The sequence below is a fragment of the Nonomuraea sp. NPDC050404 genome, from assembly GCF_040655495.1.
Lineage (GTDB): Bacteria > Actinomycetota > Actinomycetes > Streptosporangiales > Streptosporangiaceae > Nonomuraea.
Genome location: NZ_JBFAKB010000003.1, coordinates 438476 through 464385, shown reverse-complemented (window position 1 = coordinate 464385; position 25910 = coordinate 438476). Strand labels below are relative to the sequence as shown.

Below are 25910 nucleotides of genomic sequence, written 5' to 3'. Positions count from 1 at the left end.
TGACAGACTTGAATCACTCGCCGGAGCCAGCAGCGGGTGAAGGAGGCCCCATGACCACGGCCAAGGCCGCGCCAAGCTCAGAGGAGAGGACGTACACCGAATCGGATCTCGTACCCATCCTGGAGACTCTGTTCTCCTGGCGTGACGGCGACTTCCGGCGTCGGGTCCCTCATGCTCCTCCTGGCATCCTCAGTGAGGTGCGGCTGCTGCTCAACGAAGTGGCCGATCGTCGCGAACATCTCGCGAACGAACTGGTACGCGTACGTAAAGAAGTCGTCAAGGAAGGACGCTTCGGAGAGCGGCTGACGCCCGGCCCGGGCGTCGGAGCGTGGGCGGAGAGCGTCGAGTCGGTCAACATGCTGATCGACGCCCTGGTCAGTCCGGTGAGCGGCGCCGCGGACGTGATCGACGCGGTCGCCAAGGGTGACCTGTCGCGGCGGATCGACCTCGACCGCTCCGCGCGCGGCGAGGTACGGCGGCTGGGCAAGGCCATCAACGGCATGGTCGACCAGCTCGCCCTGTTCAACTCCGAGGTCACGAGGGTGGCCCGCGAGGCGGGCACGGAGGGCCGGCTGGGCGGCAGCGCCAACCTGCGCGGCATGTCGGGCAGCTGGCGCGACCTCACCGAGGCCGTCAACACGATGTCCTCGCGCGTGGCGGCGCAGGTGCGCGACATCGCCGTGGTGACCACCGCGGTGGCCAAGGGCGACCTGAGCCGCAAGGTCACGGTCGACGCCGTCGGCGAGATGTTCGAGCTGAAGAACACCGTCAACACGATGGTCGACCAGCTCTCCGGCTTCGCCGAAGAGGTGACCCGAGTCGCCCGCGAGGTGGGCACCGAGGGTCAGCTCGGCGGTCAGGCGCAGGTGACCGGCGTGTCGGGCGTCTGGAAGGACCTCACCGACAACGTCAACTTCATGGCCAACAACCTGACCTCCCAGGTACGCAGCATCGCGACCGTGGCGACGGCGGTGGCCCAGGGCAATTTGTCAAAGAAGATCACCGTTGACGCGCAGGGTGAGATCCTCCAGCTCAAGGACACCCTGAACACGATGGTCGACCAGCTCTCGTCCTTCGCCGACGAGGTCACCCGGGTCGCCCGCGAGGTGGGCACCGAGGGCAAGCTGGGCGGCCGGGCCGAGGTGAAGGGCGTGTCCGGGGTCTGGAAGGACCTGACGGACAACGTCAACTCCATGGCCAACAACCTCACCTACCAGGTACGCAACATCGCCCAGGTCACCACGGCCGTGGCCAACGGCGACCTGACCCGCAAGATCGACGTGGACGCCCAGGGCGAGATCCTGGAGCTCAAGTCGACCATGAACACGATGGTCGAGCAGCTCTCGTCGTTCGCCTCCGAGGTGACCCGGGTCGCCCGGGAGGTGGGCACGGAGGGCCAGCTGGGCGGCCAGGCGCAGGTGCGCGGCGTGTCCGGGGTCTGGAAGGACCTCACCGACAACGTCAACTCGATGGCCAACAACCTGACCTCTCAGGTACGCCAGATCGCGGCCGTGTCGTCCGCGGTGGCGCAGGGCAACCTGTCCAGGAAGATCACCGTTGACGCGCAGGGTGAGATCCTCCAGCTCAAGGACACCCTGAACACGATGGTCGACCAGCTCTCGTCCTTCGCGGACGAGGTGACCCGGGTCGCCCGCGAGGTGGGCACGCAGGGACAGCTGGGCGGCCAGGCGCGGGTGAAGGGCGTGTCGGGCGTCTGGAAGGACCTCACCGACAACGTCAACTCGATGGCCAACAACCTGACCTACCAGGTGCGCAACATCGCCGAGGTGACCACCGCGGTCGCCAACGGCGACCTGACCCGCAAGATCGACGTGGACGCCCAGGGCGAGATCCTGGCGCTCAAGACCACCGTCAACCGGATGGTGGACCAGCTCTCCTCGTTCGCCTCCGAGGTGACCCGAGTCGCCCGCGAGGTGGGCTCGGAAGGCCAGCTCGGCGGCCAGGCCCGGGTCGAGGGCGTGGAGGGCACGTGGAAGCGGCTCACCGAGAGCGTCAACGAGCTGGCGGGCAGCCTCACCACGCAGATCCGCGCCATCGCGACCGTGACCAGCGCCGTGGCGCGCGGCGACCTGACCCGCTCCATCGCCATCGAGGCGCAGGGCGAGCTGGCGGAGCTGAAGGACAACATCAACCAGATGGTGGGCAGCCTGCGCGAGACCACGCAGGCCAACCAGGAGCAGGACTGGCTCAAGTCCAACCTGGCCCGCATCTCCCGGCTCATGCAGGGTCACCGCGACCTGCTCGAAGTGGCCAAGCTGACGATGAGCGAGCTGACGCCGCTGGTGTCGGCCCGCTACGGCGCCTTCTACAGCATCCAGCCCGAGGGCGACCACGAGCTGATCCTCATCGGCGGCTACGGCGTGCGGCCGGAACGCGGCCCGCGCCAGCGCTTCGCGATCGGCGAGGGCATCGTCGGGCAGGCGGCGCTCGAAGGCCGGCACATCGTGCTGGACGACGTGCCGCCGCAGTTCGTCACCATCGACAGCGGGCTCAGCCGCTCCACGCCTGCCCAGATCGTGGTGTTGCCGATCCTGTTCGAGAACCGGGTGCTCGGCGTGCTGGAGCTGGCCTCGTTCACGCCGTTCGGTGAGGTGCACCTCGACTTCCTGACGCAGCTCGTCGAGACCATCGGCGTCACGATGAACACGATCATCGCCAACTCCCGCACCGAGGACCTGCTGACGGAGTCCCAGCGGCTCACCCGTGAGCTGCAGGAACGCTCCGACGAGCTGCAGCGCCAGCAGGAGGAGCTGCGCAGGTCCAACGCCGAGCTGGAGGACAAGGCGGCGCTGCTGGCCAAGCAGAACCGCGCGATCGAGATCCAGAACTTCCAGATCGAGCAGGCCCGCCGCACGCTGGAGGAGCGCGCGGAGCAGCTCGCGGTGTCCTCGCGCTACAAGTCCGAGTTCCTGGCCAACATGTCGCACGAGCTGCGCACGCCGCTCAACAGCCTGCTGGTGCTGGCCAAGCTGCTGACCGAGAACGCCGAGGGCAACCTGACCTCGCAGCAGGTGGAGTTCGCCCGTACGATCCACAGCGCGGGCTCGGCGCTGCTGCAGCTCATCAACGACATGCTCGACCTGTCGAAGGTCGAGGCGGGCCGGATGGACATCCACCCCATCCAGGTGTCGCTGCCGAAGATGATCGACCTGCTGGAGGCCGCGTTCGCGCCGCTGGCGCAGGACAAGGGGCTGTCGTTCACGGCGGACGTCGAGGAGGACGTGCCGCAGGAACTGCGGGCCGACGAGCAGCGCCTGCAACAGGTGCTGCGCAACCTGCTGTCCAACGCGGTGAAGTTCACGCCGCGGGGCGAGGTGAAGCTGCGCATCGCGATGGCCCCGCCCGGGGTCGACTTCGACGACGACAGCCTGCACGACGCCACCGACCTGCTGGCCTTCCAGGTGATCGACACCGGTATCGGCATCGCGCCCGACAAGCGGGACGTCATCTTCGAGGCGTTCAGGCAGGCCGACGGCACCACCAGCCGCAAGTACGGCGGCACGGGCCTGGGCCTGGCGATCTGCCGTGACATAGCGCGGCTGCTCGGCGGTGAGATCCACGTGGACAGCGAGCTGGGCAACGGCAGCACGTTCACGCTCTACCTGCCGGCCTCCTACACCGGGCCGCTGGCCGCGACAGATGCCGGCACGCCGCGCCGTCAGCTCATGACGCCGCCGTCGGAGGACCAGCCGTCCGGCACCGCGACGGTGCCGGAGCCGCCGCTGCCGTCGCTGGACCTGCCGATGCCCGAGCTGGTCGAGCCGCCGGTGGAGACGCCCAGCCAGTGGCAGGGCGACGATCCGCTCAGCGGCGCCAAGATCTTGATCGTGGACGACGACATCCGTAACGTGTTCGCGCTCACCAGCGTGCTGGAGCGGCACGGCTCGACAGTCGTCTACGCTGAAAACGGACGGGAGGGCATCGAGCAGCTCGAACGGAACGAGGACGTCGCGCTCGTGCTGATGGACATCATGATGCCGGAAATGGACGGCTGGGCCACGACTTCGGCCATCCGCCGCATGCCGCAGTTCGCGGATCTGCCGATCATCGCGCTGACCGCCAAGGTCATGCGGGGCGACCGGGAGAAGAGCATCGCCTCGGGCGCTTCCGACTACGTACCCAAGCCGGTCGACGTGGACCGCCTGCTCGAACGGCTGCGCGGCTGGCTCAGCCGCGGCCGGGGCGCCGCGTCCGACTCGTCAGCTTCGTCAGCCGAAGGGTCGTGATCGATGCCGGATCGTGCCAAGATCCTCCTCGTCGATGACCGCGAGGAGAATCTGATCGCCCTCGAAGCCATCCTCAGCTCGCTCGACCTGGTGCCGGTGCGCGCCAGATCGGGCGAGGAGGCGCTCAAAGCGCTGCTCAACACCGAGTTCGCGCTGATCCTGCTGGACGTGCGCATGCCCGGCATGGATGGCTTCGAGACCGCCGCGCACATCAAGCGCCGGGAGCGTACGCGCAACATCCCGATCATCTTCCTGACCGTGGTGGACAGCGCTCCCGACTATGCCTTCCGCGGCTACGCGGCGGGCGCGGTGGACTATCTGACCAAGCCGTTCGACCCGTGGGTGCTGCGGGCGAAGGTGTCGGTGTTCTCCGAGCTGTACAACATGAACAAACGCCTGGCCGAACAGGCGTCGTTGCTCCGCGACCGGGTCAGCGGCGAGTTGCCGCCGGGGGCCGGGGACCAGGCGTCGGTGCTGCCCGAGTTGTCGCGGCGGTTGACGGCGGTGGAGGACGAGCTGGGCAGGGTCAGGGAGCTGGCCCGCAAGTCGCAGGATCCGGCGCTGGCCGTACCGCTGGCCGACCTGAACGATCGCGTGACCCACCTGCGCGCCGGATTCGACGCCATCTCCTGATTCCCACGTGCCACCCCCGGGACGTCCGTCTGCCCCGGGGGTGTTTTCGTGTTCCGCGTCGTTCCCTGCCGGGCCGCGGCGTGTCACGGGCTGGAACCTTCTGGAACGCCTTCTCGGTGACAGGACGGACGATCGTTCGTCGCGAAGCACCGAAACGGTAGGGAGATCACCCGAATGACCATCAAGATCGAATTCCGCGAGCTGGAGCGTCTCGAGACGACCATCGTCTGCCGCGCAGAGGGCACCTGCGGCTAAATGATCCATGGCTGGGCTCCGGCGGCCGCCCGGTCCGCCGGGGCCCGGCCTGCCTGCCGTACGGCGACCGGAATCACGGGAGGGACGGTCATGCGAAATCCGAAGATCAAACATGCCATGGGGGGCTCACGCATCTCCCCCACCAAGATCATCATGGGGGCGTTGCAGTGGGGCATCGGCGTCGAGCTCACCGACGACGCGGATGGCAACGTGTGGCGGCTGCTCCATCTGATGGACGGCTCCCGCAGCACGGCCGAGATCGTGGCGGCGATGCTGGCCGAGCGTCCCGGGCTGGACGCCGACAGCGTCACGCTGGCGATCGGCTCGCTCATCGAGGCCGGGTTCGTGGAGGACGCCGCCGCGCCCCCGCCCGCCGAGCTGAGCCCGGAGGAGCTGGAGCGCTATGAGCGCAGCCGCCAGTACTACGCCTGGATCGACCGGGCGCCCAGGCCGTCGCCCTGGGAGGTCCAGCGCCGCCTGAAGGGCGCCAAGGTGTGCGTGCTGGGCCTCGGCGGGTCGGGCAGCGCGGTGGCGGCCGGCCTGACGGCCGGCGGGGTCGGCGTGCTCACCTGCGTGGACCACGACACCGTCTCGGTCTCCAACCTCAACCGCACCCTGCTGTACGCCGAGGCCGACGTCGGCAGCCCGAAGGTGGACGTCGCCGTACGCCGGCTGCGCGGGCTCAACAAACACGTAGAGGTACGCGGCGTGGACCTGCGCGTCACCCGGAGCGAGGACCTCGACGTGCTGATGCGCACTCACGACCTCGTGGTGTTGTGCGCCGACGAGCCCCGCCACAAGATTCCCTTCTGGGTGAACGACGCGGCCCTGCGCACGGGCACGCCCTGGCAGTTGTGCCTGTACGCCGGGCCCATGGTCGTGACCGGGATCTTCGTGCCCGGCCGGTCGGCGTGCTGGGCGTGCATCCCGGGCAGCGACGGCGGTTTCCCCGGTGTGGGCGAGGTCGAACTGCTGGGCGACAACGGTCCCAACGCGGTGATCGCGCCGTCGGCCAACCTGACGGGTCACACGGGGGCGCTGCTGGCCACGTACTTCCTCACGGGGCTGCCGGTGCAGGCGGTCGGGCGGGTCTTCCACCACAGCCTGACCAGCGTCGAGAACAGCTATTTCGTCGAGCCACAGCCCGGCAGGTGCGACGTCTGCGGGATGACCGGCGGCCGGCGCGAACCCCAGCCGGCACCCCAGGCGGCATCCGCCGCGGCATCCCAGGTGGCGGGTAGCGTCCCGACATGAGCGAGAGTCCCGGGTTGAACGGGCAGCCGCCGCTGGCCGAGGGGGTCCGGGTCACGCTGGTGCCGCTGACGGTCGTCGCGGAGCGCGGCGAGTACATACTCGGCGACCCGGCCGTGGGACGCTTCTTCGCCGTCCCGGAGATCGCCCTGCGGGTCATCGACGGGTTGCGGGCGGGCATGACCGTCGGGCAGTCGGGCGAGCACGCCTCGACCGAGGACGCCCGCGTGGACGGTCTCGACGTCGCGCGCCTGCTGCTGCGGGCCGGGTTCGTGGCGGAGATCGACGGCCGGCCGGTGCCGAGGGCGGACGGCACGACCCCGCCCCGCCCGCTGCACCCGGTGATGGCGCGGGCGGGCAGGATGGTGTTCTCGCTGCCCGCGATGGTGGGATACGCGCTGTTGCTGCTGCTCGTCCTGGTGACGTTCGTGCTGCGCCCGGGGCTGCGACCGGGTTTCGAGTCCCTGTTCATCGATCCGAGGCCCGCGCTGTCGTTCGCCGTGCTGTTCGGCCTGGCCGTGGGCACCGGCATGCTGCACGAGTTGTGTCACTGGTGGGCGGCCCGCAGCCTGGGCGTGCCCGCGCGCATCAGGTTCGGCCGGCGGCTCTACATCCCGGTCTTCGAGACCGACGTGTCGGGCCTGTGGAGCCTGCCGGCCAGGCTGCGTTACGGCACGTTCCTGGCCGGTATGGCGTTCGACGTGCTGCTGCTGGCCGCCGCGGTGGGCACGCGGCTGGCCTGGAGCCTGGGCGTCCTGGACGTGCCGCCCTGGGTGTTGCGCGTCATGGGCGTGCTGGTGGCCATGAAGGTGTTCGACCTGATGTTCCAGGGCCTGGTGTTCCTGCGTACGGACCTCTACGCGGTGATGATCACGGCCCTGGGCGGGCGCAACCTGGCCAAGGTGAGCCGCCTGCGGCTCAAACGTTTCCTGCGCCTGGCCAAGGCGGCCGAACGGGCCGAACTGGCCGCCGCCCACCCGCGCGACCTGGAGATCAGCCGCTGGTACACGGTGGTCTACCTGGCGGGCCTGATCTGGGCGGTGTGGTTCTTCAAGACGTGGTTCTACCCGTCGAGCTACGTCGTCATGAGCTGGATGGGCGAGACCCTCGTGCGCGCCTCGCCGACGGGCGCCCACTGGTGGCAGGCCGCGGTGGTCGGAACGCTGGTGAGCACCAACATCGCCTGGCCGATAGCCGTCTTCGCCAGGGAACGGATCGTGTTACGCAGGGAGAGGCACGCATGAAGTTCTGGCAGCAAGTCGTGCTCGTCAGCGCCCTGGCCGCCCTGGGCGTGGTGATGCTGCTCCTCGGGCTGCTCCCCGGGCGGGAACTGCTCGTCTCGGCGCCCGAGGGGCTGCCCTGCGCCGACCTGCCGGGACGCGCGGTGCCGTCCCTGGGCGCCAAACATCTGGCCTACCTCGGCGAACCTCACGAGCCCTACAACAGCAGGCCGCCGACCTCGGGCCCGCACATGCCGTGGATCATCAGCGCGGGCGTCTACGACGAGCCCGTCGCCAACGAGTACCAGGTGCACCTGCTGGAGCACGGACACGTCCTGCTGCAGTATCCGGCGGGCGATCCCGGGAGGGTGCGCCGGGCGCTGGAGGACCTGGCCAGGGAACGCCCCGACGAGATCGTCGTGGCCCCCAACCCCGACGTCCGCACGGGGATCGCGCTGACCGCCTGGGAGCGCATCGATCTGCTGCCCGGATACGACGAACGGCGCATCCGGCGCTTCGCCGACACGCTCATCGGCCGGTACGACCACGGCTGGTCACCGGGGGCCGCTTCCTGTGAATGACGGGGTCAGTGGCGGGCGCGTTCCAAGGCGTCCCAGAAGCCGCGCCGCAGCGCGTGCCGTACCTCGTCGTGCAGCAGGAAGTCGATCGGCAACGACGAGCCCTGCAGCAGCCGCGCCTCCAGGTCGGACGGCATGCGCGGCTTGCGCGCCAGCACCGCCTCCAGCCACAGCGCGGGCGCGTCCCTGGCCACCGAGTCGCCGAAGTCGTGCCCCTCGCGGTGGGCGGCCTTGACGGCGTCGGCCAGGGTGGTGGCTCCGGCCGTGGCGGCGGACGGCGGGGTGACGGGCGCGGCCTGCGGGCCGGTGTACGGGCCGAGCTGCGAGGGCTGGTAGGCGCCGCTGGACGGCGTGGAGAACTGGCCGGTGGTGGGGCTGGACGGCTGGGGCTGCGACTGGATCGGCCCCGTGATCGGCGCGGCCGGCGGTGGCGGCGGCTGCTCCTGCTGGTAACTCGTGTACGTCGGCAACACCGGCGGCGAGGCGGACTGGCCGCGCCCGGACGGAGGGCCGTTGGAGGAGGGCTGGCTGCTCGGCGGCGCCGCGTGGCTGCCACCGGACGCCTGCGGCAACGAGGCGGGCGGCAGGGACGGCGGCTGCACGGGCGGCAGCGAATGTCCGGACTGCCCGTTGCTGACCGGCTGGTGATGGCCGTTGGAGGACTCGGTGACGCCGGAGACCAGGTTGACGTACGGCCGCAGGTGGATCGCCCCCAGCTCCACCAGGTCGTCGCACTCCTGCCGCAACGACCGCGAGACGGCCCAGCCGCCGTCGGCCGAGATGTGGATGACGCTCACCCTGACGCCGAGGTCCTGCGCGTCGCAGACCACCTGCGCCAGGTCCTCATCGCCGCTGACCACCACGGCGTCGCAGATGGCGTTGTTGCGCGCCAGCGTCATCAGGTCGCGGTGGACCTGGGCGTCCACGCCTTCGCGGCGACCCGGCCTGATGCGTGACAACCTCAGCTTGAGGCCCGGAATGTCGGCCAGCGCGTCGTGCTCCGGCGTGCGGCGGCCCTCGACCGTCGCCTCGTACCAGTAGCACCTCAGCAGCGGCAGCCCGGTGCGCTCGCGCGACAGGCTGCTCACCAGCTGCAGCAGCCCTGGATAATCCCAGGAGACCGCTTCGCGATGACGCGTGCCGTGCACGGCCATCGCTCCATCAGCCAGCAGATAGCCAGCGTCCACGAACAGCGCACAGCGATCCACTGACACCGCCCCTTTCCTGGTGGTCCGACCTTGCTGGCTCTGCACCGTCAGAGACCGGACTCGGCGGCCCTCTCTCAGGGTAATGAAAGCAGGTGATCGCGCGAGGGTTAATCCCGACAGTTCGGCTCCTGCTTGCCGTCGCGCCAGATAGATCAGGCAGACCGTACCAGTTTGTCACGGTCACGATCGCGCCCGCACGCTCAGCGCGGCTGCTCCGAACAGGACCACGTCCTTGTCCGTGGCGATCGTCAGCCCGGGATCCACCCCGAGCTCAGCGCTGACCGTATCGACGTCCGTGCCGAACGTCATCTCCGCCACACCGTTGGCCGACCCGTCGAAGACGTTGCCCGCGTCCCGGTCCCCGCCGCCGGTGGCCAGCGCGCCGGACCCGAGCGAGACCCTGTCCCCGTGGAGGTCGGCGTCGCCCTCCCAGGTGACCAGCTCGACCCTGGCCGGCGTGGCCGCCGGGCTCAGCCCGCCGAGCGGGATCCGCACCCGCGACGCCTGCCCGCCGATCACGCTCGCCGTGTCGAGCACCACGGCCTGGCTGTACGGCTCCGCCGGATCGGTGACGATCAGCACCAGGCTCCATCCGGCATGCCGCGAGACCCCCTCCGTCATCGGGGCGTCGGCCGCCCACCAGGTGCCGTTCGCGCGCACGTCGCCGGCCAGGTCGCTCACGTCGGCGAACGCCTGGTAGGCGACCCCGAGCGGCAGTTCGCGCATCGTCACCTCGCTGGGCCGGACGGTCAGGTATTTACGCCGTCCCGGCGGCCTGATCTTGATAGGGCCCGCCTGCTCGCTCGCGGCCGACCAGTAGAGCCCGGCCCACACGACTCTGCTCCCCTTCGGCAGGGCGAGCGCCGCCCCGCTGGAGGACGCGGTGTCGGGGCGGTTGTCCTGGTCGAGCGCGGTCATCGGCCACAGGTCGTTGTCGCGCTGCGCCCCCTGCCGCCGCCTGGCCTCCGCGCAGCCCGTATGTTCGTCGGGGCAGCTCAGCAGCGTGTTGCCGATCGCCCTGACGGCCACCTTCCCGTCGGTGGCGAACCTGGCGGGCGCTCCCGCCTGGCGCACCCCCTCCTCGGCACGCGCCCGAACCCGCAGCGGGCCGGCGGCGATCCGGACGGCGGGCCCCGCGCCCTGCGGCGCCTCGTCGGCGACCAGCACCCGCAGGAACACCGCCGTGCCCTGGCCCGCGGGCAGCGGATCCCTCGTGCACCGGGCGCCGCCCTGCGACGGGCGGCAGGTCCAGCCGTCCACCGTGCCGACGGGGTCGAGCAGCGCGAAGCCGGGGCCGCGGCCGGCCGGAGGGATGAGGGCCACGCCCGGCGGCAGGACCACCTGCGCGTCCAGCGCCTCGCTGGGTCCCTCGCCGTAGTTGCGCAGGCGCAGGCCGACGATGCCGCGCTGGGCCCGTACGAGGGCGCCGAGCGCGTCGATCGTGGCCCGCAGCCGCGCCTTGCCCGGCTTGTCCTTCTTGACCGGCCCGGGAACCCGCGTGGGCGTCTGGCTCGGCCGCGGCACCGGCACGGGCGCCGGCTCCGCCGTGGCGGGCGGCTGCGCGACCGGCGTGATCGCGGGCGGAATCCTGATCGGCTCCTGGTCCGAGACCAGCAGGAGCGCGGCCGCCACGGTCGCCGCCACCACGACGGAGCCGCCGGCCATCGCCGCCTGCTGCTGCTTGGGAACCCGCCGCAACCAGCCGAACACCCGCAGCACGCCGCCCGCGCCTGCGCCACCCGCGCCCGCCTTGGCCAGCGCCACCGCGTAGCCGCCGAAGAGCGGCCCGGCGATCAGCGGGCCGACCATGACGCGCAGCCCGCGGTTGACGTCGGTCAGCTCCAGCAGCACGCCGTGGCACTCCTCGCAGGCGTCCACGTGCTCGTCCACCACTCTGGAGTCGCGCCTGGCCAGCCCGCCGCGCACGTAGGCGCCCATCTTGCCGAGCACCGGGCGGCAGTCGTGCTGCGGCGGGGTGCCCAGGTGCATCTGCAGGTACGCCTGCCGCAACCCCTCCCTGGCCCGGTAGGCCAGCGCCGCCACGCCGTTGGCCGACAGCCCGAGCAGCGGCGCGACCTCCGCCGGCTTGGCCCGCTCGACCTCGGTGTGCCAGAGCACCGCCCGCCAGCGCTCGGGCAGCGACAGGTAGGCCCTGGCGACCAGCGACCGCTCAAGCCCGACGAGCGCGGGGTCGATGAAGGGCACGCCCGGGTCGTACAGCTCGATCTCGCCCGTGCTCATCTGGCGGCTCTCGACCCTCGAACGGTCGTAGACCGTGCGCCGCACGACGGTCAGCAGGTAGGTGCGGAAGCCCGAGTCGGGCCCGCCGCCCCTGCCCACCAGATCGAGGATCTTCGTGAACGACTCCGCGACCACGTCCTCGGCCTCGGCGCTCCTGACGAGCTGCCGGGCGAGCGCGCGGGCCGCGGCGACGTGGCGCTCGTAGAGCTCACCGTACGCAGCAGCGTTACCCTCTCTGGCCGCCTGAAGCAGATCTGCATCGCTTTGCGGCGATTCGACACCCATAGTGACCTCACGATTACGCGGGGTTGCCCCGCGCAATCATTCCGCATTCCCCGTCATGACTAAACCGGATGCGCGTCTTTACTCCTGAAGAGGCGATGGAGGAAGGCGATGGGGGAGGACGTGCTGTCACGCTGGCGGGGCAGGAGCATGGCCGCGGGCTGGTCGGTCGCGGCGGACTGGTGGGCGCCGGAGGTGGAGACCGTGGCCGAGGCCGTACGCGACGGACGCGACCTGCCACGGGCGTGCTGGGCGCTGGGGGCGGCGCGGGCGGGCGCGGGGGTGGGCATCTGCGAGGGCATGAACGACCTGGCGGAGTTGTTCGCCGTGGTGGGCGCGGGCGGGCCGCCGCTGGCCGCGCTGCGCTCGTTCGCCTCGGGCTGGGCGGAGCAGAGCTTCGCCCCCATCGGCGACCTGCACTGCGAGGACCCGCTGACGGGGCTGGTCACGGCGGCGTACCTGCGCACCCGGCTGGCCCAGCTCTACCGGGGCACGGCCCGCGGCACGTGCCTGGTGGCGGCCGAGCCGTCCGCGCCGCCGGAGGAACTGCCCGAACGGCTCGCCGCCGCGCTCAACCTGGCCACGGCGCTGCGCAGAGCCTTTCCCGGGGACGAGACGCTGGCGCTGCTCGGGCCGGTGCGGGTCGGGGCGATGACCAGGATGGACGGGCGGCTGGCGGAGAAGGTCGCGCGACTGCGGGACTCCGAGATCCTGTACGGTCACCGCCCCCGCGTCCGGGTACGCCCGCTGCCCAGGGCGTACGGGCAGGCGCTCGCGCTGATCAGGACCCTAAGCTTGGACCCATGACGGATCGCGACAACCTGCTGGCCGAGATCAAGAACAAGGCCATCGTGCACGGCAAGGTCACCCTCTCCTCGGGGCAGGAGGCCGACTTCTACCTGGACCTGCGGCGGGTCACGCTCGACAGTGTGGCCGCGCCGCTGGTCGGCGGCGTGATGCTCGACCTGACCGCCGACCTCGACTACGAGGCGGTGGGCGGGCTGACCATGGGGGCCGACCCGGTGGCCATCGCGATGTTGCACGCGGCGGCGGCGCGCGGGCGCACGCTGGACGCGTTCGTGGTGCGCAAGGCGCAGAAGGCGCACGGCATGCAGCGCAGGATCGAGGGGCCCGAGGTGAAGGGGCGCCGGGTGCTGGCCGTGGAGGACACCTCGACCACGGGCGCCTCGCCGCTGACGGCCGTCGAGGCTTTGCGGGAGGCGGGGGCCGAGGTGGTGGCCGTGGCGACGATCGTCGATCGCGGGGCGGCGGCGCGGGTGGCGGCGGAGGGCCTGGACTACCGCACCGCCTACACCCTGACCGACCTCGGCCTCTGAGCCCGACCGTCCTGGGCCCGATTGCTCTGGGCCCGATTGCTCTGGGCCCGACCGCTCTGAGCGCGCCTGACCCCGGACGCTGAACTCCGCGCGGCGGGCGCCGGCCTTCTCCAGGCTCAGCCGCCGGTCGGGGCGCGGACGGTGAAGGCGTCGCGGGCGCCGTCGTCGCCCTGGGCTCTGGGCTTGCCGTTCTCCACGACGCGGACCGTGCCCGCGTCGGAGAGGACCACGGCCAGCTCCGGCTCGAAGTAGCTGACCTCCTCGCCCCTGCTCATCTCCCGATGCTGCAGCACGTCCCCGCCGGGCACGCGGACCGTGACCGTGGGGCACGTCTCGGCGATGCACTCGATGCGCACGGTGGGCTCCTGCGCGGCGGCGGAGGTCAGCTCGGTGCCCGGACCGGTGGCCGAGCCGGTGGCGGTGGCGGGCTCGCGCTCCGGTGCCGAGTCGAGCAGATCGAGCAGCGCGCGACCGCCGACTGCCAGGAGCGCCACCACTGCCACCACCGCCAGCGCGGCGAGCGCTAATCGGGCGAACCCCATCGGATCAGAATCGTGGCGTCCCACACCGGGCAGCGTACCGCGAGGTGATCCGTTGTCGCCGTCAGCTCCGGCACCCCGTCAGGGCCCGGCGGTCACCCTCGACACCGGCGCCTCGTCAGGGCCCGGCGGTCACCCTCGACACCGGCGCCTCGTCAGGGCCCGGCGGTCACCCTCGACACCGGCGCCTCGTCAGGGCCCGGCGGCCAACCCTCGACACCGGCGCCCCGTCAGAGCAAGGTGGTCACCGTCGGCTCCGGCGTCCGGTCAGGGCTCGACGTCCAGGTTGGATGGCAGCCGGTGGTGCTTGCCGCCTGGCACCGCGACCGCCCTGGCCGCCCTGCGGTGCTTGATCGCCTCGACGAAGATCGGGATCAGCGAGATGACGACGATCAGGAAGACGCCGGGCAGGATGTATCGGTCGATCTGCTTGGGATCGACCTGGCCGCCGAGGAAATGGCCGACCAGCAGGAGGCTCTCGACCCAGACGATGGCGCCGACCACGTTCCACATGAAGAAACGCTTGGGCGTCATCTCCAGAACACCGGCCACGGGATTCATGAACGTCCGGACAATCGGCACGAACCTGGCCAGAATCACCGCCTTGGCGGGACCGAACTTCTCGAAGAAGTCCTCGGCCCGCAGCACGTGATCTCTCTTGAACAGCCGCGAATCCGGCTTGTCGAAGAGTTTGCGCCCGAATCGCGCCCCGAGGAAATGCCCGAGTTGAGCGCCGGCGACCGCGCACAGCGGCGTACCGATCAACAACACGGGGAAGGACAGCGGCTCGATCCCCATTCCGGTGGCCACCGACGCCGAGCTGAAAATCCCCGCGGCCACCAGCAGTGAGTCACCGGGCAGGAAGAACCCGAGCAGCAACCCCGTCTCGGCGAAGATGATCGCGAGAACGCCGACGGTCGCGAAAGCACCCAAAATCGTGAGCCACCACGTCGGGTCGAGGAGATTCCAGAGCCAGTCCACGACGAGAGCTTACATTCAGCGGCGATGCTGGACATGACGAGCAACCACGCGTTGTCTCTACCCCAGCGGGTAGGGAGCCGGGATACTGGGCCCTGGCGTGCAGCCGCAACTTCTCAGGGAGATGAATCATGCCTATTGCGACTCCAGAGATCTACGCTGAGATGATCGACCGGGCCAAGTCCGGCGGATTCGCCTATCCGGCGATCAACGTGACGTCCTCCCAGACCTTGAACGCCGCCCTACGCGGCTTCGCCGAGGCCGAGAGCGACGGCATCGTGCAGGTCTCGACGGGTGGCGCCGAGTTCCTCTCGGGGGCCACGGTCAAGGACATGGTCACGGGTGCGTCGGCCCTGGCGGAGTACGCGAGGGTGGTGGCCGCCAAGTATCCCGTCACGGTGGCGCTGCACACCGACCACTGTCCGAAGGACAAGCTCGACGGCTTCATGCGGCCGTTGATCGACATCTCCCTGGAACGGGTGGCCAAGGGCCTCGACCCGCTCTTCCAGTCACACATGTGGGACGGCTCCGCCGTACCGCTGGAGGAGAACCTGGAGATCGCCAAGGAGCTCCTCGACAAGTGCGCCAGGGCGCGGATCATCATGGAGATGGAGATCGGCGTGGTCGGCGGCGAGGAGGACGGCGTCGTCGGCGAGATGAACGAGAAGCTGTACACGACGGCCGAGGACGCGCTGGCCACCGCCGAGGCCGTGGGCGTCGGCGACCGCGGCCGCTACCTGCTGGCCGCCACGTTCGGCAACGTGCACGGCGTCTACAAGCCGGGTCACGTCAAGCTGCGGCCGAGCGTGCTGAAGGAGATCCAGGAGGCCGTGGGCGCCAAGTACGGCCAGGACAAGCCGTTCGACCTGGTCTTCCACGGCGGCTCCGGCTCGCTGCTGGAGGAGATCCACGAGGCCATCTCCTACGGCGTCGTCAAGATGAACGTCGACACCGACACTCAGTACGCCTTCACCCGCCCGATCGCCGAGCACATGTTCAAGAACTACGACGGCGTGCTCAAGGTGGACGGGGACGTCGGCAACAAGAAGACCTACGACCCGCGCTCGTACGGCAAGGCCGCCGAGGCCGGCATGGCCGCCCGCGTGACCGAGGCGTGCCAGAGCCTCAAGAGCGCCGGGACGAAGATCTCCTGACCGCTTGAAGAGCACGGCGAGGAAGATCTCCTAGCCACTTGAGCGGCCTGGCGGGTATGACTTGTCCTATGGATAACCTTCTTGCCGGGCCGCCCCCGACTCACCTGCCGGACCTGCCCGAGGCCAGGGAGGCGCTGGAGTCGGGGGTCAAGGCCTCCGACGTCGCCGCCCGTTTCCCCGCCCACCCGGCGGCCTGGGCCGCTCTCGCGGAGGAGTACTTCGCCCAGGGGCACGCCGTGACCTCCTACGCCTTCGCCCGCACGGGCTACCACCGCGGGCTCGACGCGCTGCGCCGCAACGGCTGGAAGGGACACGGCCCCATCCCCTGGGAGCATGAGCCGAACCGGGGCTTCCTGCGCTGCCTGTACTCCCTGTCCAGAGCCGCCCAGGCGATCGGGGAGAAGGACGAGGCCGAACGGTGCCTGCAGTTCCTCAAGGACAGCACGGAGAGCGGCTACGACGCGCTGACCAAGGGCTAGCCCTTGGGACGAATAGGCACGTTCGGGTAGTCTCTCTACGCAAGAGCCCCTGTCGCGCTTGCGTCAGGGGTTTTCGTTTTGTGCTCGGGAGACTGAACCATGCCGGCTGCCGTTCTCGTTGGAGCCCAGTGGGGCGATGAGGGCAAGGGCAAGGCCACCGACCTGCTCGGTGGCGACGTCGACTACGTCGTCCGCTACCAAGGTGGCAACAACGCGGGCCACACCGTGGTCATCGGTGATCAGAAGTACGCGCTGCACCTGCTCCCCACGGGGATCCTGTCGCCGGAGGTGGTGCCGGTCATCGGCAACGGCGTGGTGATCGACCCCGGCGTGCTGCTGGGTGAGATCGACGGCCTGGCCGCGCGGGGGATCTCCGCCGAGCGGCTGCTGATCTCCGCCAACGCGCACCTGATCATGCCGCACCACAAGGCCCTGGACAAGGTGACGGAACGCTACCTGGGCCAGGCCAGGATCGGCACCACCGGGCGGGGCATCGGGCCCGCGTACGGCGACAAGATCCACCGGATGGGCGTACGGGTCCAGGACCTGCTCGACCCCGGCATCCTGGCCAAGAAGATCGAGGTCGCGCTGACCGAGAAGAACCAGCTGCTGACCAAGATCTACAACCGGCGCGGGATCGACCCGGCGGCGGTGCTGGAGGAGTACCTCGCCTACGCCGAGCGGCTCAAGCCGCACATCGCCGACACCTCGCTGGTGTTGTCGAAGGCGCTGGACGAGGAGAAGTTCGTGCTGCTGGAGGGCGGGCAGGGCACGCTGCTCGACATCGACCACGGCACCTACCCGTTCGTCACGTCCTCCTCGCCCACGTCGGGCGGCGCGTGCGCGGGGGCCGGCATCCCGCCGAACCGCCTGACGAAGATCATCGGCATTCTGAAGGCGTACACGACCCGCGTCGGCTCCGGCCCGTTCCCCACCGAACTGACCGACGAGATGGGCGAGTGGCTGCGCAAGACCGGCGGCGAGTACGGCGTCACGACCGGCCGCAACCGCCGCTGCGGCTGGTTCGACGCGGTGATCGCCCGCTACGCCACCCGGATCAACGGCGTCACCGACTACTTCCTGACCAAGCTCGACGTGCTGTCGGGCCTGGAGCGCATCCCGGTGTGCGTGGCGTACGAGGTGGACGGCGTGCGGCACGACGAGATCCCGATGACGCAGACCGACTTCCACCACGCCAAGCCGATCTACGAGGAGTTCCCCGGCTGGCAGGAGGACATCACCGGCGCCAAGTCCTTCGAGGACCTGCCGCCGAACGCGCAGTCCTACGTGCGCACGCTGGAGAAGATGAGCGGCGCGCCGATCTCGGCCATCGGCGTCGGCCCCGGCCGCGACCAGACCATCCAGGTCCGCTCTCTGGTCTGAGCCAGGCAGCGCGGACGGCGTACGTCTGAGCCAGGGCCAGGCAGTGAGGACGGCTTTGGCCCGAGCTAGGCGGTCAGGACGGCCGCCGTCATCGGGGTGTGCAGGGTCCAGCCGAGGGTCTCGTACAGCGCCTGACCCTCGGCGGTGGCCACCAGCACGCCCGTGCGCGCCCCCACCGACGCCGCCGTGGCCGCGATCGTCGTCATGACGGTCGTGCCGAGGCCGCGGCGGCGGTGGTCGGGGGCCGTCTCCACCTTGTCCACGACCGCCGTCGTGCCCGCGACCGCGAACTGGCCGCGCGCCGCGACCTCCCTCGCCGCCGTCAGCAGCCGGACGGCCGTGACGCCCGCCCTGGTGGTGACGGCCAGGTGATACCCGGGCGGTGGCGGGGGCGCCTCCCCCGCGAGCCGGACGGTCATCATGAACTCCGGGGCCTGGACGGACCAGCGCGGCGGCAGCAGCGGGGCGACGGCCTGCACGGGCGCGCAGAGCTTCAGCCAGGTGCCGGGCGTGCTGATCGAGGAGACCAGGCCGTGCAGGATCTCGGGGGTCGGGGCGGCGACGATGTGCCGGGCCACGTGGCCGGGCAGTCCGACGTCCACACGCAGGCTCCACGGTTCCCGTACGGGACCGGGCGTGTGACGGGAGATGGCCCACCCCTCAACCCATGCCCGAACTGTAGGGGAATGGGCAGCTCTGAGAACCTTCGCCATAAAGAACAGCTTATTGTCTGCCCGTAACTACACGACCGGGCGTAGCAGGATAAAAAGGACACGGCGTGGCACCACGCGTGGCGTGCTCCGCGCCAGGTAGGGTCCGGGTTGTGCGCGTTGAGATTCATGGTCACAGAGGGGCTCGTGGCCTCTGGCCGGAGAACACTCTGCAGGGGATGAGCCGCACGATGGAGCTGGGCGTTCACGCGCTCGAGCTGGACGTCGCGCTCACCGCCGACCGGCGTCTCGTGCTCACGCACGACCTCACGGTCTCGGCCGTCACCAGCGCCGACCGGCGGCCGGTGTACGCGGGCGACCCGCTCTACCCGTACGTCGGCAAGCCCATCAACTCACTCACCCTGGCCCAGCTGCGCACGCTGGACGTGGGCGTGCGGCTGCCCCGGCACCCGGACGACCCGTTCGCGCCGACCCAGGTGCCGATGCCCGAGACCAGGATGCCGACGCTCGGCGCGGTGCTGGGGCTGGTCAACGCCTACGAGGCGGAGGGCGTACGACTGCACGTCGAGCTGAAGTCCGACCCCACGCGGCCCGAGGTGAGCGCCGATCCCGAGCTGTTCACCGAGCTGGTCGTGGAGGAGCTCGACCGGCACGGGCGGCTGGACAACGTGGCCATCCTCAGCTTCGACTGGCGCATCCTGACCCACGCCGCCGCCCTCGCCCCCGACACGCGGCGCTTCGCGCTGATCGAGCTGGACACGCTGCACTGGAACGACGGCGTCGGCGACGACGTGCCCGACGCGGCGCGGCAGGCCGGGGCCACCACGCTCTCGCCCGAGCACATCATGGTGGATGAGTCGCTGATGGCGCAGGCGTCCGCCGCCGGGCTCAACGTGGCGGTCTGGACCGTCAACGACCCGGCGCTCGGGGCCAGGATGCTGGATCTGGGGGTGGCCGGGATCGTCACCGACTACCCCGACCGCATGCGGGAGTTGTGGCGCGAGCGCGGACTCGACCTGCCCGAGCCGATCGGCCCGCTGCGTCCTGTGGGCGTCTGACCTGTTCTGAGAGCTCAGAGCCAGCCGTTGCGGCGGAAGCCGCGATGCAGCAGCACGCAGGTCGTGATCATGACGGCCAGCACCGCCGGATAGCCCCAGACCTGCTTGGTCTCGGGCATGAAGTCGAAGTTCATGCCGTAGATGCCGGCGATCATCGTGGGCACGGCCAGGATGGCCACCCAGGAGGAGATCTTGCGCATGTCCTCGTTGGCCAGCGCGTTCGAGCGGGCCAGCGCGGCCTGCAATATCGAGCTGCACAACTCGTTGGAGGACTCCACCTGCTCGCACACGCGCGAGAGGTGGTCGCCGACGTCGCGGAAGTAGTCGCGCATCTCCGAGGGGATCACGCGGCGCTGGGGCAGCGCCGCCAGCGGCGCCTGCAGCGGCGTGACGGCCCGCTTCAGCTCCAGCATCTCGCGCTTGAGCTGGTAGATCCGGTTGATGTCGCGGGAGCTGACGTCGGCGAACACCGTCGCCTCGACCTCCTCCAGCTCCAGCTGCATGAGGTCGGCCACCTGAAGGTACTGGTCGACCACGTGGTCGGAGATGGCGTGCAGCACCCCGGCGGGGCCCCGGTTCATCAGCTTGGGCTTGTCCTCAAGACGGTCGCGGACCAGGGTGAGCGGGCAGTGCTCGCCGTGCCGCACCGTCACCACGAAGTCCGCGCCGAGGAACACCATGATCTCGCCGGTGGCGATGATCTCGCTCTGGGCGGTCAGCTCGTTGTGATCGAGGTAGGCGATGGTCTTGAGCACCATGAACAGCGAGTCGCCGTAGCGCTCGACCTTGGGCCGCTGGTGCGCCTTGACGGCGTCCTCGACGGCCAGCGGGTGCAGGCCGAAGACCTCCGACAACCACTCCACCTCGGGGGCGGCCGGCTCGTGCAGACCCACCCAGACGAACGCGCTGGCGCCGTCGGCGATCCTGTTGTGCGCGCGTACGATGTCGAGCGCCTCGATGATGGTGGTGGCGGGGACCTTCTTCCCCTGTACGTACCCGCCGAACTCGACCAGCGAGTCCACCGGGGGCACACACTCCTCGTGCACCGGCTTCGTCAGCGGGTGCGGAGCGCGCGAGGGCAGAGGGTGTCGGTTGCTGCGACGGAAAAGGGTGGACGAGCGCATGGCAGTCCCTTTCCGCCCGACCAGGGACACTCCACGCGCGATGAAGTCACCTCAATCAACACGGATTGCGTGGAGGCACGATCAGGCTGCCGAATTGGAGTGGTCGGGGGTATGCAGGCCGTACGTGAGTGAGCACGTACTGCTGGGATCACCAGGATTCATCCCGGACCACCTCCAATCACAAGAGACGCCGCAAAGCCGCCTTAACTTACCACAGGCGGTTCAACCCAACCGACGATACTCGCCCCGCGGACCCCGGCTCACGTAGAACCCGACAAAGTTCGCCGCCTATTCCGGCATTTGATGTCCTGGCGACCTGCGCATGTCTCAGACGGCGGGCCTGCGACAATGGTGACCGTGCGCGTTCTAGTCATTGGATCCGGAGGGCGTGAGCACGCCCTGTGCCGTTCGCTCAAGCTCGATCCCCAGGTCAGCGAGCTCCACTGTGCGCCAGGCAACCCTGGCATCGAGCAGGTCGCGACCGTACATCCCGTCAATCCCCTCGACCCGGGGCAGGTGGCCGAGCTGGCCGCGCGGCTGCGGGTCGATCTCGTGGTGATCGGCCCCGAGGCGCCGCTCGTGGCGGGGGTGAGCGACGCGGTGCGCGAGGCGGGCTTCGCCTGTTTCGGGCCGTCCAGCGAGGCGGCCATGATCGAGGGCTCCAAGGCGTTCGCCAAGGAGATCATGAAGGCCGCCGACGTGCCAACGGCGCGTTCGCGGACCTGCGTCACCGAGGCCGAGGCCGCGGCGGCGCTGGCCGAGTTCGGGACCCCGTACGTGGTCAAGGACGACGGGCTGGCGGCCGGCAAGGGCGTCGTCGTCACCGAGGACGTGGACGAGGCGCTGGCCCACGCGCTGGCGTGCGAGCGGGTGGTGATCGAGGAGTTCCTCGACGGCCCCGAGGTGTCGCTGTTCGCGTTGTGCGACGGGAGCACGGCCGTGCCGCTGCAACTCGCGCAGGACTTCAAGCGGGCCGGCGACGGCGACCAGGGCCCCAACACCGGCGGCATGGGCGCCTACACGCCGCTGCCGTGGGCGCCCGACGGGCTGACCGAGCAGGTCATGCGGGAGGTCGTGCACCCCACGATCGGGGAGCTGGCCAGGCGCGGGCTGCCCTTCCAGGGCGTGCTCTACGTGGGCCTGGCGCTGACCTCGAAGGGGCCGAAGGTCATCGAGTTCAACGCGCGCTTCGGCGACCCGGAGACGCAGGTGATCCTCGACCGGCTGGAGACGCCGCTGGGCGGGCTGCTGATGGCGTGCGCGACCGGTGAGCTGGGGCTGGACCCGGTGTTCAAGGGCGGCTCCGCGGTGACCGTGGTGATCGCCTCCGAGAACTACCCGGCCAAGCCGGTCAACGGCGACGTGATCACCGGGCTCCGGGAGACGGAGAACGCCTACGTCCTGCACGCCGGTACGAAGTGGCGGGGCGAGGACGTCGTCTCCGCCGGCGGCCGGGTGCTCAGCGTCGTCGGCCACGGCTCCGACCAGGAGAGCGCGCGGCAGGCGGCCTACGACCTCGTCGGCAGGATCGAGATGCGCGGCTCCCACCACAGGACGGACATCGCCCGATGAAGCACGTGCACTCCGGCAAGGTACGCGACCTCTACGAGACCGGCGACGGCCTGCTGCTCATGGTCGCCTCGGACCGGATGTCGGCCTTCGACCACATCCTGGAGCCGGCGATCCCCGACAAGGGGGCCATTCTCACGCAGATGTCGTTGTGGTGGTTCGACCAGCTCAAGGAGATCGTGCCCAACCACCTCGTGGGTCCGGGCGACGACTCGCGCAGCGTGTTGTGCAGGCCGCTGAAGATGGTGCCGGTCGAATGCGTGGCCAGGGGCTACCTGGCGGGCAGCGGGCTGAACGACTACCGGGCCGGCGGCGCGGTGTCCGGCGTGCCGCTGCCGCCGGGGCTGGAGGACGGGTCGCGGCTGCCCGAGCCGATCTTCACGCCGTCCAGCAAGGCGCCGGTCGGGCAGCACGACGAGCCGATCACCTACGAGCAGGTCGAGGCGGAGGTGGGCGCGGAGGTCGCGGCGCGACTGCGGCGGATCACGCTCGATGTCTACACGCGCGGCGCGGAGATCGCCCGCGAGCGGGGCATCATCCTGGCCGACACCAAGATCGAGCTGGGCTGGGACGCCGACGGCGTTCTCACGCTGGGTGATGAGGTGCTGACCCCCGACTCGTCGCGATTCTGGCCCGCCGATGAATGGAAACCGGGCCGTTCTCAGCCTTCTTTTGACAAGCAATTTGTACGCGATTGGCTACTATCGCCCGAATCCGGATGGGACAAATCCTCAGGAACCGCCCCACCCCGGCTTCCCGACCACATCGTCGAACGCACCAGGCAGCGATACCTAGAAGCGTATGAGCGCGTCACGGGGTCTTCCTTTAGCGGATGATTCGGCTGGGTCATGTGGTGTGAGCGACTACTGTTGGCCCGATCGAGCCTCACCGTTGATTTCAAGGAGCCGCACGAATGGTCCGTTACCGCGTGCGCGGTGGCAACGCACTGCGTGGAACCGCGTTCATCCAGGGCGCGAAAAACGCCGTGCTCCCCATGATCGGCGCGGCTCTGCTCGCCCCGAAGGGCCGTACCGTCCTGCGCAACGTGCCGATCATCGAGGACGTCCGCCGCGCGGTAGAGCTGGCGGAGGCCATCGGGGCGTACGTCGAGCTGCACGAGTCCGAGCGCACGCTGGTCATCGACGCCTCCAGGGTGAACAGCCCCGTACTGCCCGCCGAGATCGCCAGGCGGTTCCGCGGCTCCGTGTTGTTCACCCCCGCGCTGCTGCACCGCCTCGGCGAGGCGATCGTCGAGGGGGTCGGCGGCTGCAACCTCGGCAGCCGCAACCTCGACTTCCACTATCTCGGCTACAAGCGGCTGGGCGCGATCGTGGACGAGGGCGAGACGGTCATCCACGTCAAGGCGTCAGGACTGACCGGCGCCACCCTCTATCTCGACACCCCGTCGCACACCGGCACCGAGAACCTCATCATGGCCGCCGCCCTGGCCAAGGGCACCACCGTGATCGAGAACGCGGCCCTTGAGCCCGAGGTGCTCGACGTCATCGACATGCTCACCAAAATGGGCGCGCGGATCAGCGGCGGCGGCACCGGGTTCATCACCGTGCAGGGCGTCGAGGAGTTGCACGCGGTCGAGCACACCGTGATGCCCGACCGGCTCGACGCGGGCGTCTTCGCGATGGCCGCGGCGCTCACCGGCGGCGAGGTCAGCCTCGTGGGCACCGGCCTCGACCTGGGGGTCGTGCGCTACAAGCTGGAGCAGATGGGCGTGGAGTTCCACCGCCAGGGCGCCGTGCTGCACGTGCGGCGCGAGGGCCCGCTGCGCCCGATCAACATCATCACCGACACCTACCCCGGCTTCGCCACCGACCTGCAGTCGCCGATGATGACCGTCGCGGCGCTGGCCGAGGGCACCAGCTACATTCACGAGCGCATCTTCGACGGCCGTTTCGCGCTGGCCGGCGAGCTGAACAAGATGGGCGCGAACGTGAAGGTCGAGGGCAGCAGGGCGGTCGTACGCGGCCGCACGCCACTGACCGGCACCGAGGTGACGGCCCACGATCTGCGTTCCGGGATCGCGCTCGTCCTGGCCGCCCTGGCGGCCGAAGGAGAGACCCTGATCGACTCGGGTTACCTGATCGATCGCGGCCACGCGCATCTCGCGGCGCGAATGCGCGCGCTCGGCGCGGACATTACACGAGAGATTTCCGAGCACTAAAAAGCGCGAGAAATACCGCGTTGAGCTGCTAAAACATCTTGTTGGGCGGTCAACCAGAACGACTTTCCGGAAAAGTCGGGCGTGACATTATGGCCCCCGCGAGCGATCGTTCCAAAAGAGAGCACTGCAACGGACAGCAGGATGGGACGAACATTGGTCGAGAGGGCCGAAGAAACTCCCCGAGTGTCACGCCCGGGCGCTATGACACCGGACCTCACCATCGGCGTGGTCGGACCACACGACCTGGTCGAGCGAGTCATGCTGATGGGACACGCCGCGGCACCATTGCCGTGTCGCCTGGTCGCGGCCGCATACCGCGACGAACAGGAGGCGCCCGACAAGGTGACGAGGCTCGGTCCCGGTGTCGACGCGTGCCTGTTCGCCAGCCCGGTCCCTTATGACCTGGCCAGGCGATCAGGCGTGCTGACGATGCCCGCGACGTACGTGCAACTCGGCGGAGCAGCATTGGTGGCGGCGCTGGCCAAGGCGGCGCTGGACCCCCGCATGGATCCACAGCGGGTCAGCATCGACGTGGTCAGCAGGGCCGATGTCGAGGAGGCGTACACCGACCTCGGCATCCCCGCCGCGGACGTGCACAGCCGCGACGAGCCGGGAGCCACCGGCACGATCGCGGCCTACCACGAACGCCTGGCCCGTCAGGGCGCGACCACGGGAGCGCTCACATGCCTGCCCGCGGTGGCCGAACGCCTGCACGCCGCGGGCGTCCCGGTCATCAGGATCCGGCCGACCTCCGCGGCGGTACGCACGGCGCTGCACACCGCGGCGCTGCTCGGTGCGCACCATCGGCTGGAGGAGTCGCAGCTCACCGTCGTACTGGTGGAGGTGCCGACGCTGCGCGAACCCGTGCGCCGCGCCGCGCCCCGCTACTGGCGCGATGAGTTGCGGTTGTCGCTGCACCGACTCCTGGTCCAGGAGGCGAACCGGATCAACGCCACCGTCTGGCCCATCGACGATCACAGCTACCTGGTGACCGCCACCAGGGGCTCGATCGCCGCGGCCACGGACGGGTTCAGGGTGTTGCCGTTCGCGGCCAGGATCAGGGACGAGTTGGGGCTGGCGGTCGAGGTCGGCGTGGGTATGGGGCGTACGACGCATGACGCCGAGTCGCACGCCAGGGCCGCGCTGGCCCGTACCCAGGCCGGCAAACAGGCACAGGGGTTCGCTGTGGACCGCGAGGGCAGGGCGCTCATCCCGGCCCCGCGAATGCCGCCGACCGGGTCGACGGCGCTGAAGCCCAAAGGGGTGGAGGTGCTGGCCAGGCTGGCGGCCAAGCTCGAAGGTGGCGACACCGTCGTCGACGCCGAAGGCGCGGGCAAGATGCTCGGGGTGACACCTCGTACCGCCCGGCGATTGCTGCGCACGTTGGTTGACGAGGGACTCGCGTGGCCGCTTCCGCCGAACCGTACGCCGCAGCCCGGGCGGCCACGACAGCTCTACCGGCTGATCGTGGAGAAGCTCGGGCCGCGCTGAGCCGCTCAGCTCTGGCTGAGCTGAGCCACGCTG

At 69.9% G+C, this 25910-nt stretch carries 21 protein-coding genes; 15 read left to right on the top strand and 6 right to left on the bottom strand.

All coding sequences use genetic code 11. The features are described 5' to 3' along the window. Positions 1 to 50: 50 nt before the first annotated feature. From AB0I81_RS10625 to AB0I81_RS10605, 5 genes are all read left to right on the top strand, one after another. Positions 51 to 4247, top strand: coding sequence for a HAMP domain-containing protein (locus tag AB0I81_RS10625; RefSeq protein WP_360653375.1), 4197 nt, complete (start codon positions 51 to 53; stop codon positions 4245 to 4247). A gap of 3 nt (positions 4248 to 4250) precedes the next feature. Then, positions 4251 to 4880, top strand: coding sequence for a response regulator (locus AB0I81_RS10620; RefSeq protein WP_360653372.1), 630 nt, complete (start codon positions 4251 to 4253; stop codon positions 4878 to 4880). A 372-nt stretch (positions 4881 to 5252) separates the two neighbouring features. Next, positions 5253 to 6389, top strand: a complete 1137-nt coding sequence (locus AB0I81_RS10615) for a ThiF family adenylyltransferase (RefSeq protein ID WP_360653369.1) — start codon at positions 5253 to 5255, stop codon at positions 6387 to 6389. Beyond that, complete coding sequence (locus tag AB0I81_RS10610; protein WP_360653366.1) at positions 6386 to 7630, top strand: hypothetical protein; 1245 nt, start codon at positions 6386 to 6388, stop codon at positions 7628 to 7630. Before AB0I81_RS10615 ends, AB0I81_RS10610 begins: the two co-directional genes overlap by 4 nt. After that, positions 7627 to 8187, top strand: coding sequence for a DUF3105 domain-containing protein (locus AB0I81_RS10605; protein ID WP_360653363.1), 561 nt, complete (start codon positions 7627 to 7629; stop codon positions 8185 to 8187). The genes AB0I81_RS10610 and AB0I81_RS10605 overlap by 4 nt, the downstream gene beginning before the upstream one ends. Before the next feature lie 5 nt (positions 8188 to 8192). Here AB0I81_RS10605 and AB0I81_RS10600 read toward each other — a convergent pair whose 3' ends face one another. Then, positions 8193 to 9392: an NYN domain-containing protein gene (locus AB0I81_RS10600; protein WP_360653909.1), complete on the bottom strand. Its 1200-nt coding sequence runs from the start codon at positions 9390 to 9392 to the stop codon at positions 8193 to 8195. A 180-nt stretch (positions 9393 to 9572) separates the two neighbouring features. Then, positions 9573 to 11918 carry a sigma-70 family RNA polymerase sigma factor gene (locus AB0I81_RS10595; protein WP_360653360.1) on the bottom strand — a complete coding sequence of 782 codons (2346 nt, stop codon included), beginning with the start codon at positions 11916 to 11918 and terminating at the stop codon, positions 9573 to 9575. Positions 11919 to 12026: 108 nt separating this feature from the next. On the opposite strand from AB0I81_RS10595, the gene AB0I81_RS10590 reads away from it, so the two are divergent. Beyond that, positions 12027 to 12722 (top strand): hypothetical protein, encoded by a 696-nt coding sequence (locus AB0I81_RS10590; protein ID WP_360653357.1) that lies wholly within the window; start codon positions 12027 to 12029, stop codon positions 12720 to 12722. Then, a complete protein-coding gene (locus AB0I81_RS10585; protein ID WP_360653354.1) occupies positions 12719 to 13252 on the top strand; it encodes an orotate phosphoribosyltransferase in 534 nt (177 codons plus the stop codon). Before AB0I81_RS10590 ends, AB0I81_RS10585 begins: the two co-directional genes overlap by 4 nt. Before the next feature lie 116 nt (positions 13253 to 13368). Here the strand turns inward: AB0I81_RS10585 and AB0I81_RS10580 are convergent, their stop codons facing one another. Continuing rightward, complete coding sequence (locus AB0I81_RS10580; protein WP_360653351.1) at positions 13369 to 13818, bottom strand: hypothetical protein; 450 nt, start codon at positions 13816 to 13818, stop codon at positions 13369 to 13371. Between the two features lie 240 nt (positions 13819 to 14058). Beyond that, positions 14059 to 14772 carry a VTT domain-containing protein gene (locus AB0I81_RS10575; protein ID WP_360653348.1) on the bottom strand — a complete coding sequence of 238 codons (714 nt, stop codon included), beginning with the start codon at positions 14770 to 14772 and terminating at the stop codon, positions 14059 to 14061. Positions 14773 to 14900: 128 nt separating this feature from the next. Here AB0I81_RS10575 and fbaA point away from each other — a divergent pair, with 128 nt between their 5' ends. The 3 genes from fbaA to AB0I81_RS10560 all read left to right on the top strand — a co-directional run bounded on the left by fbaA (position 14901) and on the right by AB0I81_RS10560 (position 17785). Continuing rightward, positions 14901 to 15923 carry a class II fructose-bisphosphate aldolase gene (gene fbaA, locus AB0I81_RS10570; RefSeq protein WP_360653345.1) on the top strand — a complete coding sequence of 341 codons (1023 nt, stop codon included), beginning with the start codon at positions 14901 to 14903 and terminating at the stop codon, positions 15921 to 15923. 68 nt (positions 15924 to 15991) lie between these two features. Then, a complete protein-coding gene (locus AB0I81_RS10565; protein ID WP_360653341.1) occupies positions 15992 to 16402 on the top strand; it encodes a DUF3151 domain-containing protein in 411 nt (136 codons plus the stop codon). A gap of 99 nt (positions 16403 to 16501) precedes the next feature. After that, positions 16502 to 17785, top strand: coding sequence for an adenylosuccinate synthase (locus AB0I81_RS10560; RefSeq protein ID WP_360653338.1), 1284 nt, complete (start codon positions 16502 to 16504; stop codon positions 17783 to 17785). Between the two features lie 65 nt (positions 17786 to 17850). Here the strand turns inward: AB0I81_RS10560 and AB0I81_RS10555 are convergent, their stop codons facing one another. Beyond that, positions 17851 to 18387, bottom strand: coding sequence for a GNAT family N-acetyltransferase (locus AB0I81_RS10555; protein WP_360653335.1), 537 nt, complete (start codon positions 18385 to 18387; stop codon positions 17851 to 17853). 176 nt (positions 18388 to 18563) lie between these two features. On the opposite strand from AB0I81_RS10555, the gene AB0I81_RS10550 reads away from it, so the two are divergent. Then, on the top strand, positions 18564 to 19514 hold the full coding sequence (locus AB0I81_RS10550; RefSeq protein ID WP_360653332.1) for a glycerophosphodiester phosphodiesterase family protein: 951 nt from the start codon (positions 18564 to 18566) through the stop codon (positions 19512 to 19514). A gap of 14 nt (positions 19515 to 19528) precedes the next feature. Here the strand turns inward: AB0I81_RS10550 and corA are convergent, their stop codons facing one another. Further along, positions 19529 to 20536: a magnesium/cobalt transporter CorA gene (corA, locus tag AB0I81_RS10545; protein ID WP_360653329.1), complete on the bottom strand. Its 1008-nt coding sequence runs from the start codon at positions 20534 to 20536 to the stop codon at positions 19529 to 19531. Positions 20537 to 20995: 459 nt separating this feature from the next. Between corA and purD the strand changes: the two genes are divergently transcribed. The 4 genes from purD (at position 20996) to AB0I81_RS10525 (ending at position 25877) form a co-directional block, all read left to right on the top strand. Continuing rightward, the gene (purD, locus tag AB0I81_RS10540; protein WP_360653326.1) at positions 20996 to 22210 is read left to right on the top strand and encodes a phosphoribosylamine--glycine ligase; all 1215 of its coding nucleotides are present in this window, start codon (positions 20996 to 20998) and stop codon (positions 22208 to 22210) included. Then, positions 22207 to 23043: a phosphoribosylaminoimidazolesuccinocarboxamide synthase gene (locus tag AB0I81_RS10535; protein ID WP_360653323.1), complete on the top strand. Its 837-nt coding sequence runs from the start codon at positions 22207 to 22209 to the stop codon at positions 23041 to 23043. Before purD ends, AB0I81_RS10535 begins: the two co-directional genes overlap by 4 nt. 77 nt (positions 23044 to 23120) lie before the next feature. After that, positions 23121 to 24386, top strand: coding sequence for a UDP-N-acetylglucosamine 1-carboxyvinyltransferase (murA, locus tag AB0I81_RS10530; RefSeq protein ID WP_360653320.1), 1266 nt, complete (start codon positions 23121 to 23123; stop codon positions 24384 to 24386). Between the two features lie 201 nt (positions 24387 to 24587). After that, positions 24588 to 25877 carry a GTP cyclohydrolase IIa gene (locus tag AB0I81_RS10525; protein WP_360653317.1) on the top strand — a complete coding sequence of 430 codons (1290 nt, stop codon included), beginning with the start codon at positions 24588 to 24590 and terminating at the stop codon, positions 25875 to 25877. The last annotated feature ends 33 nt before the right edge of the window (positions 25878 to 25910 follow it).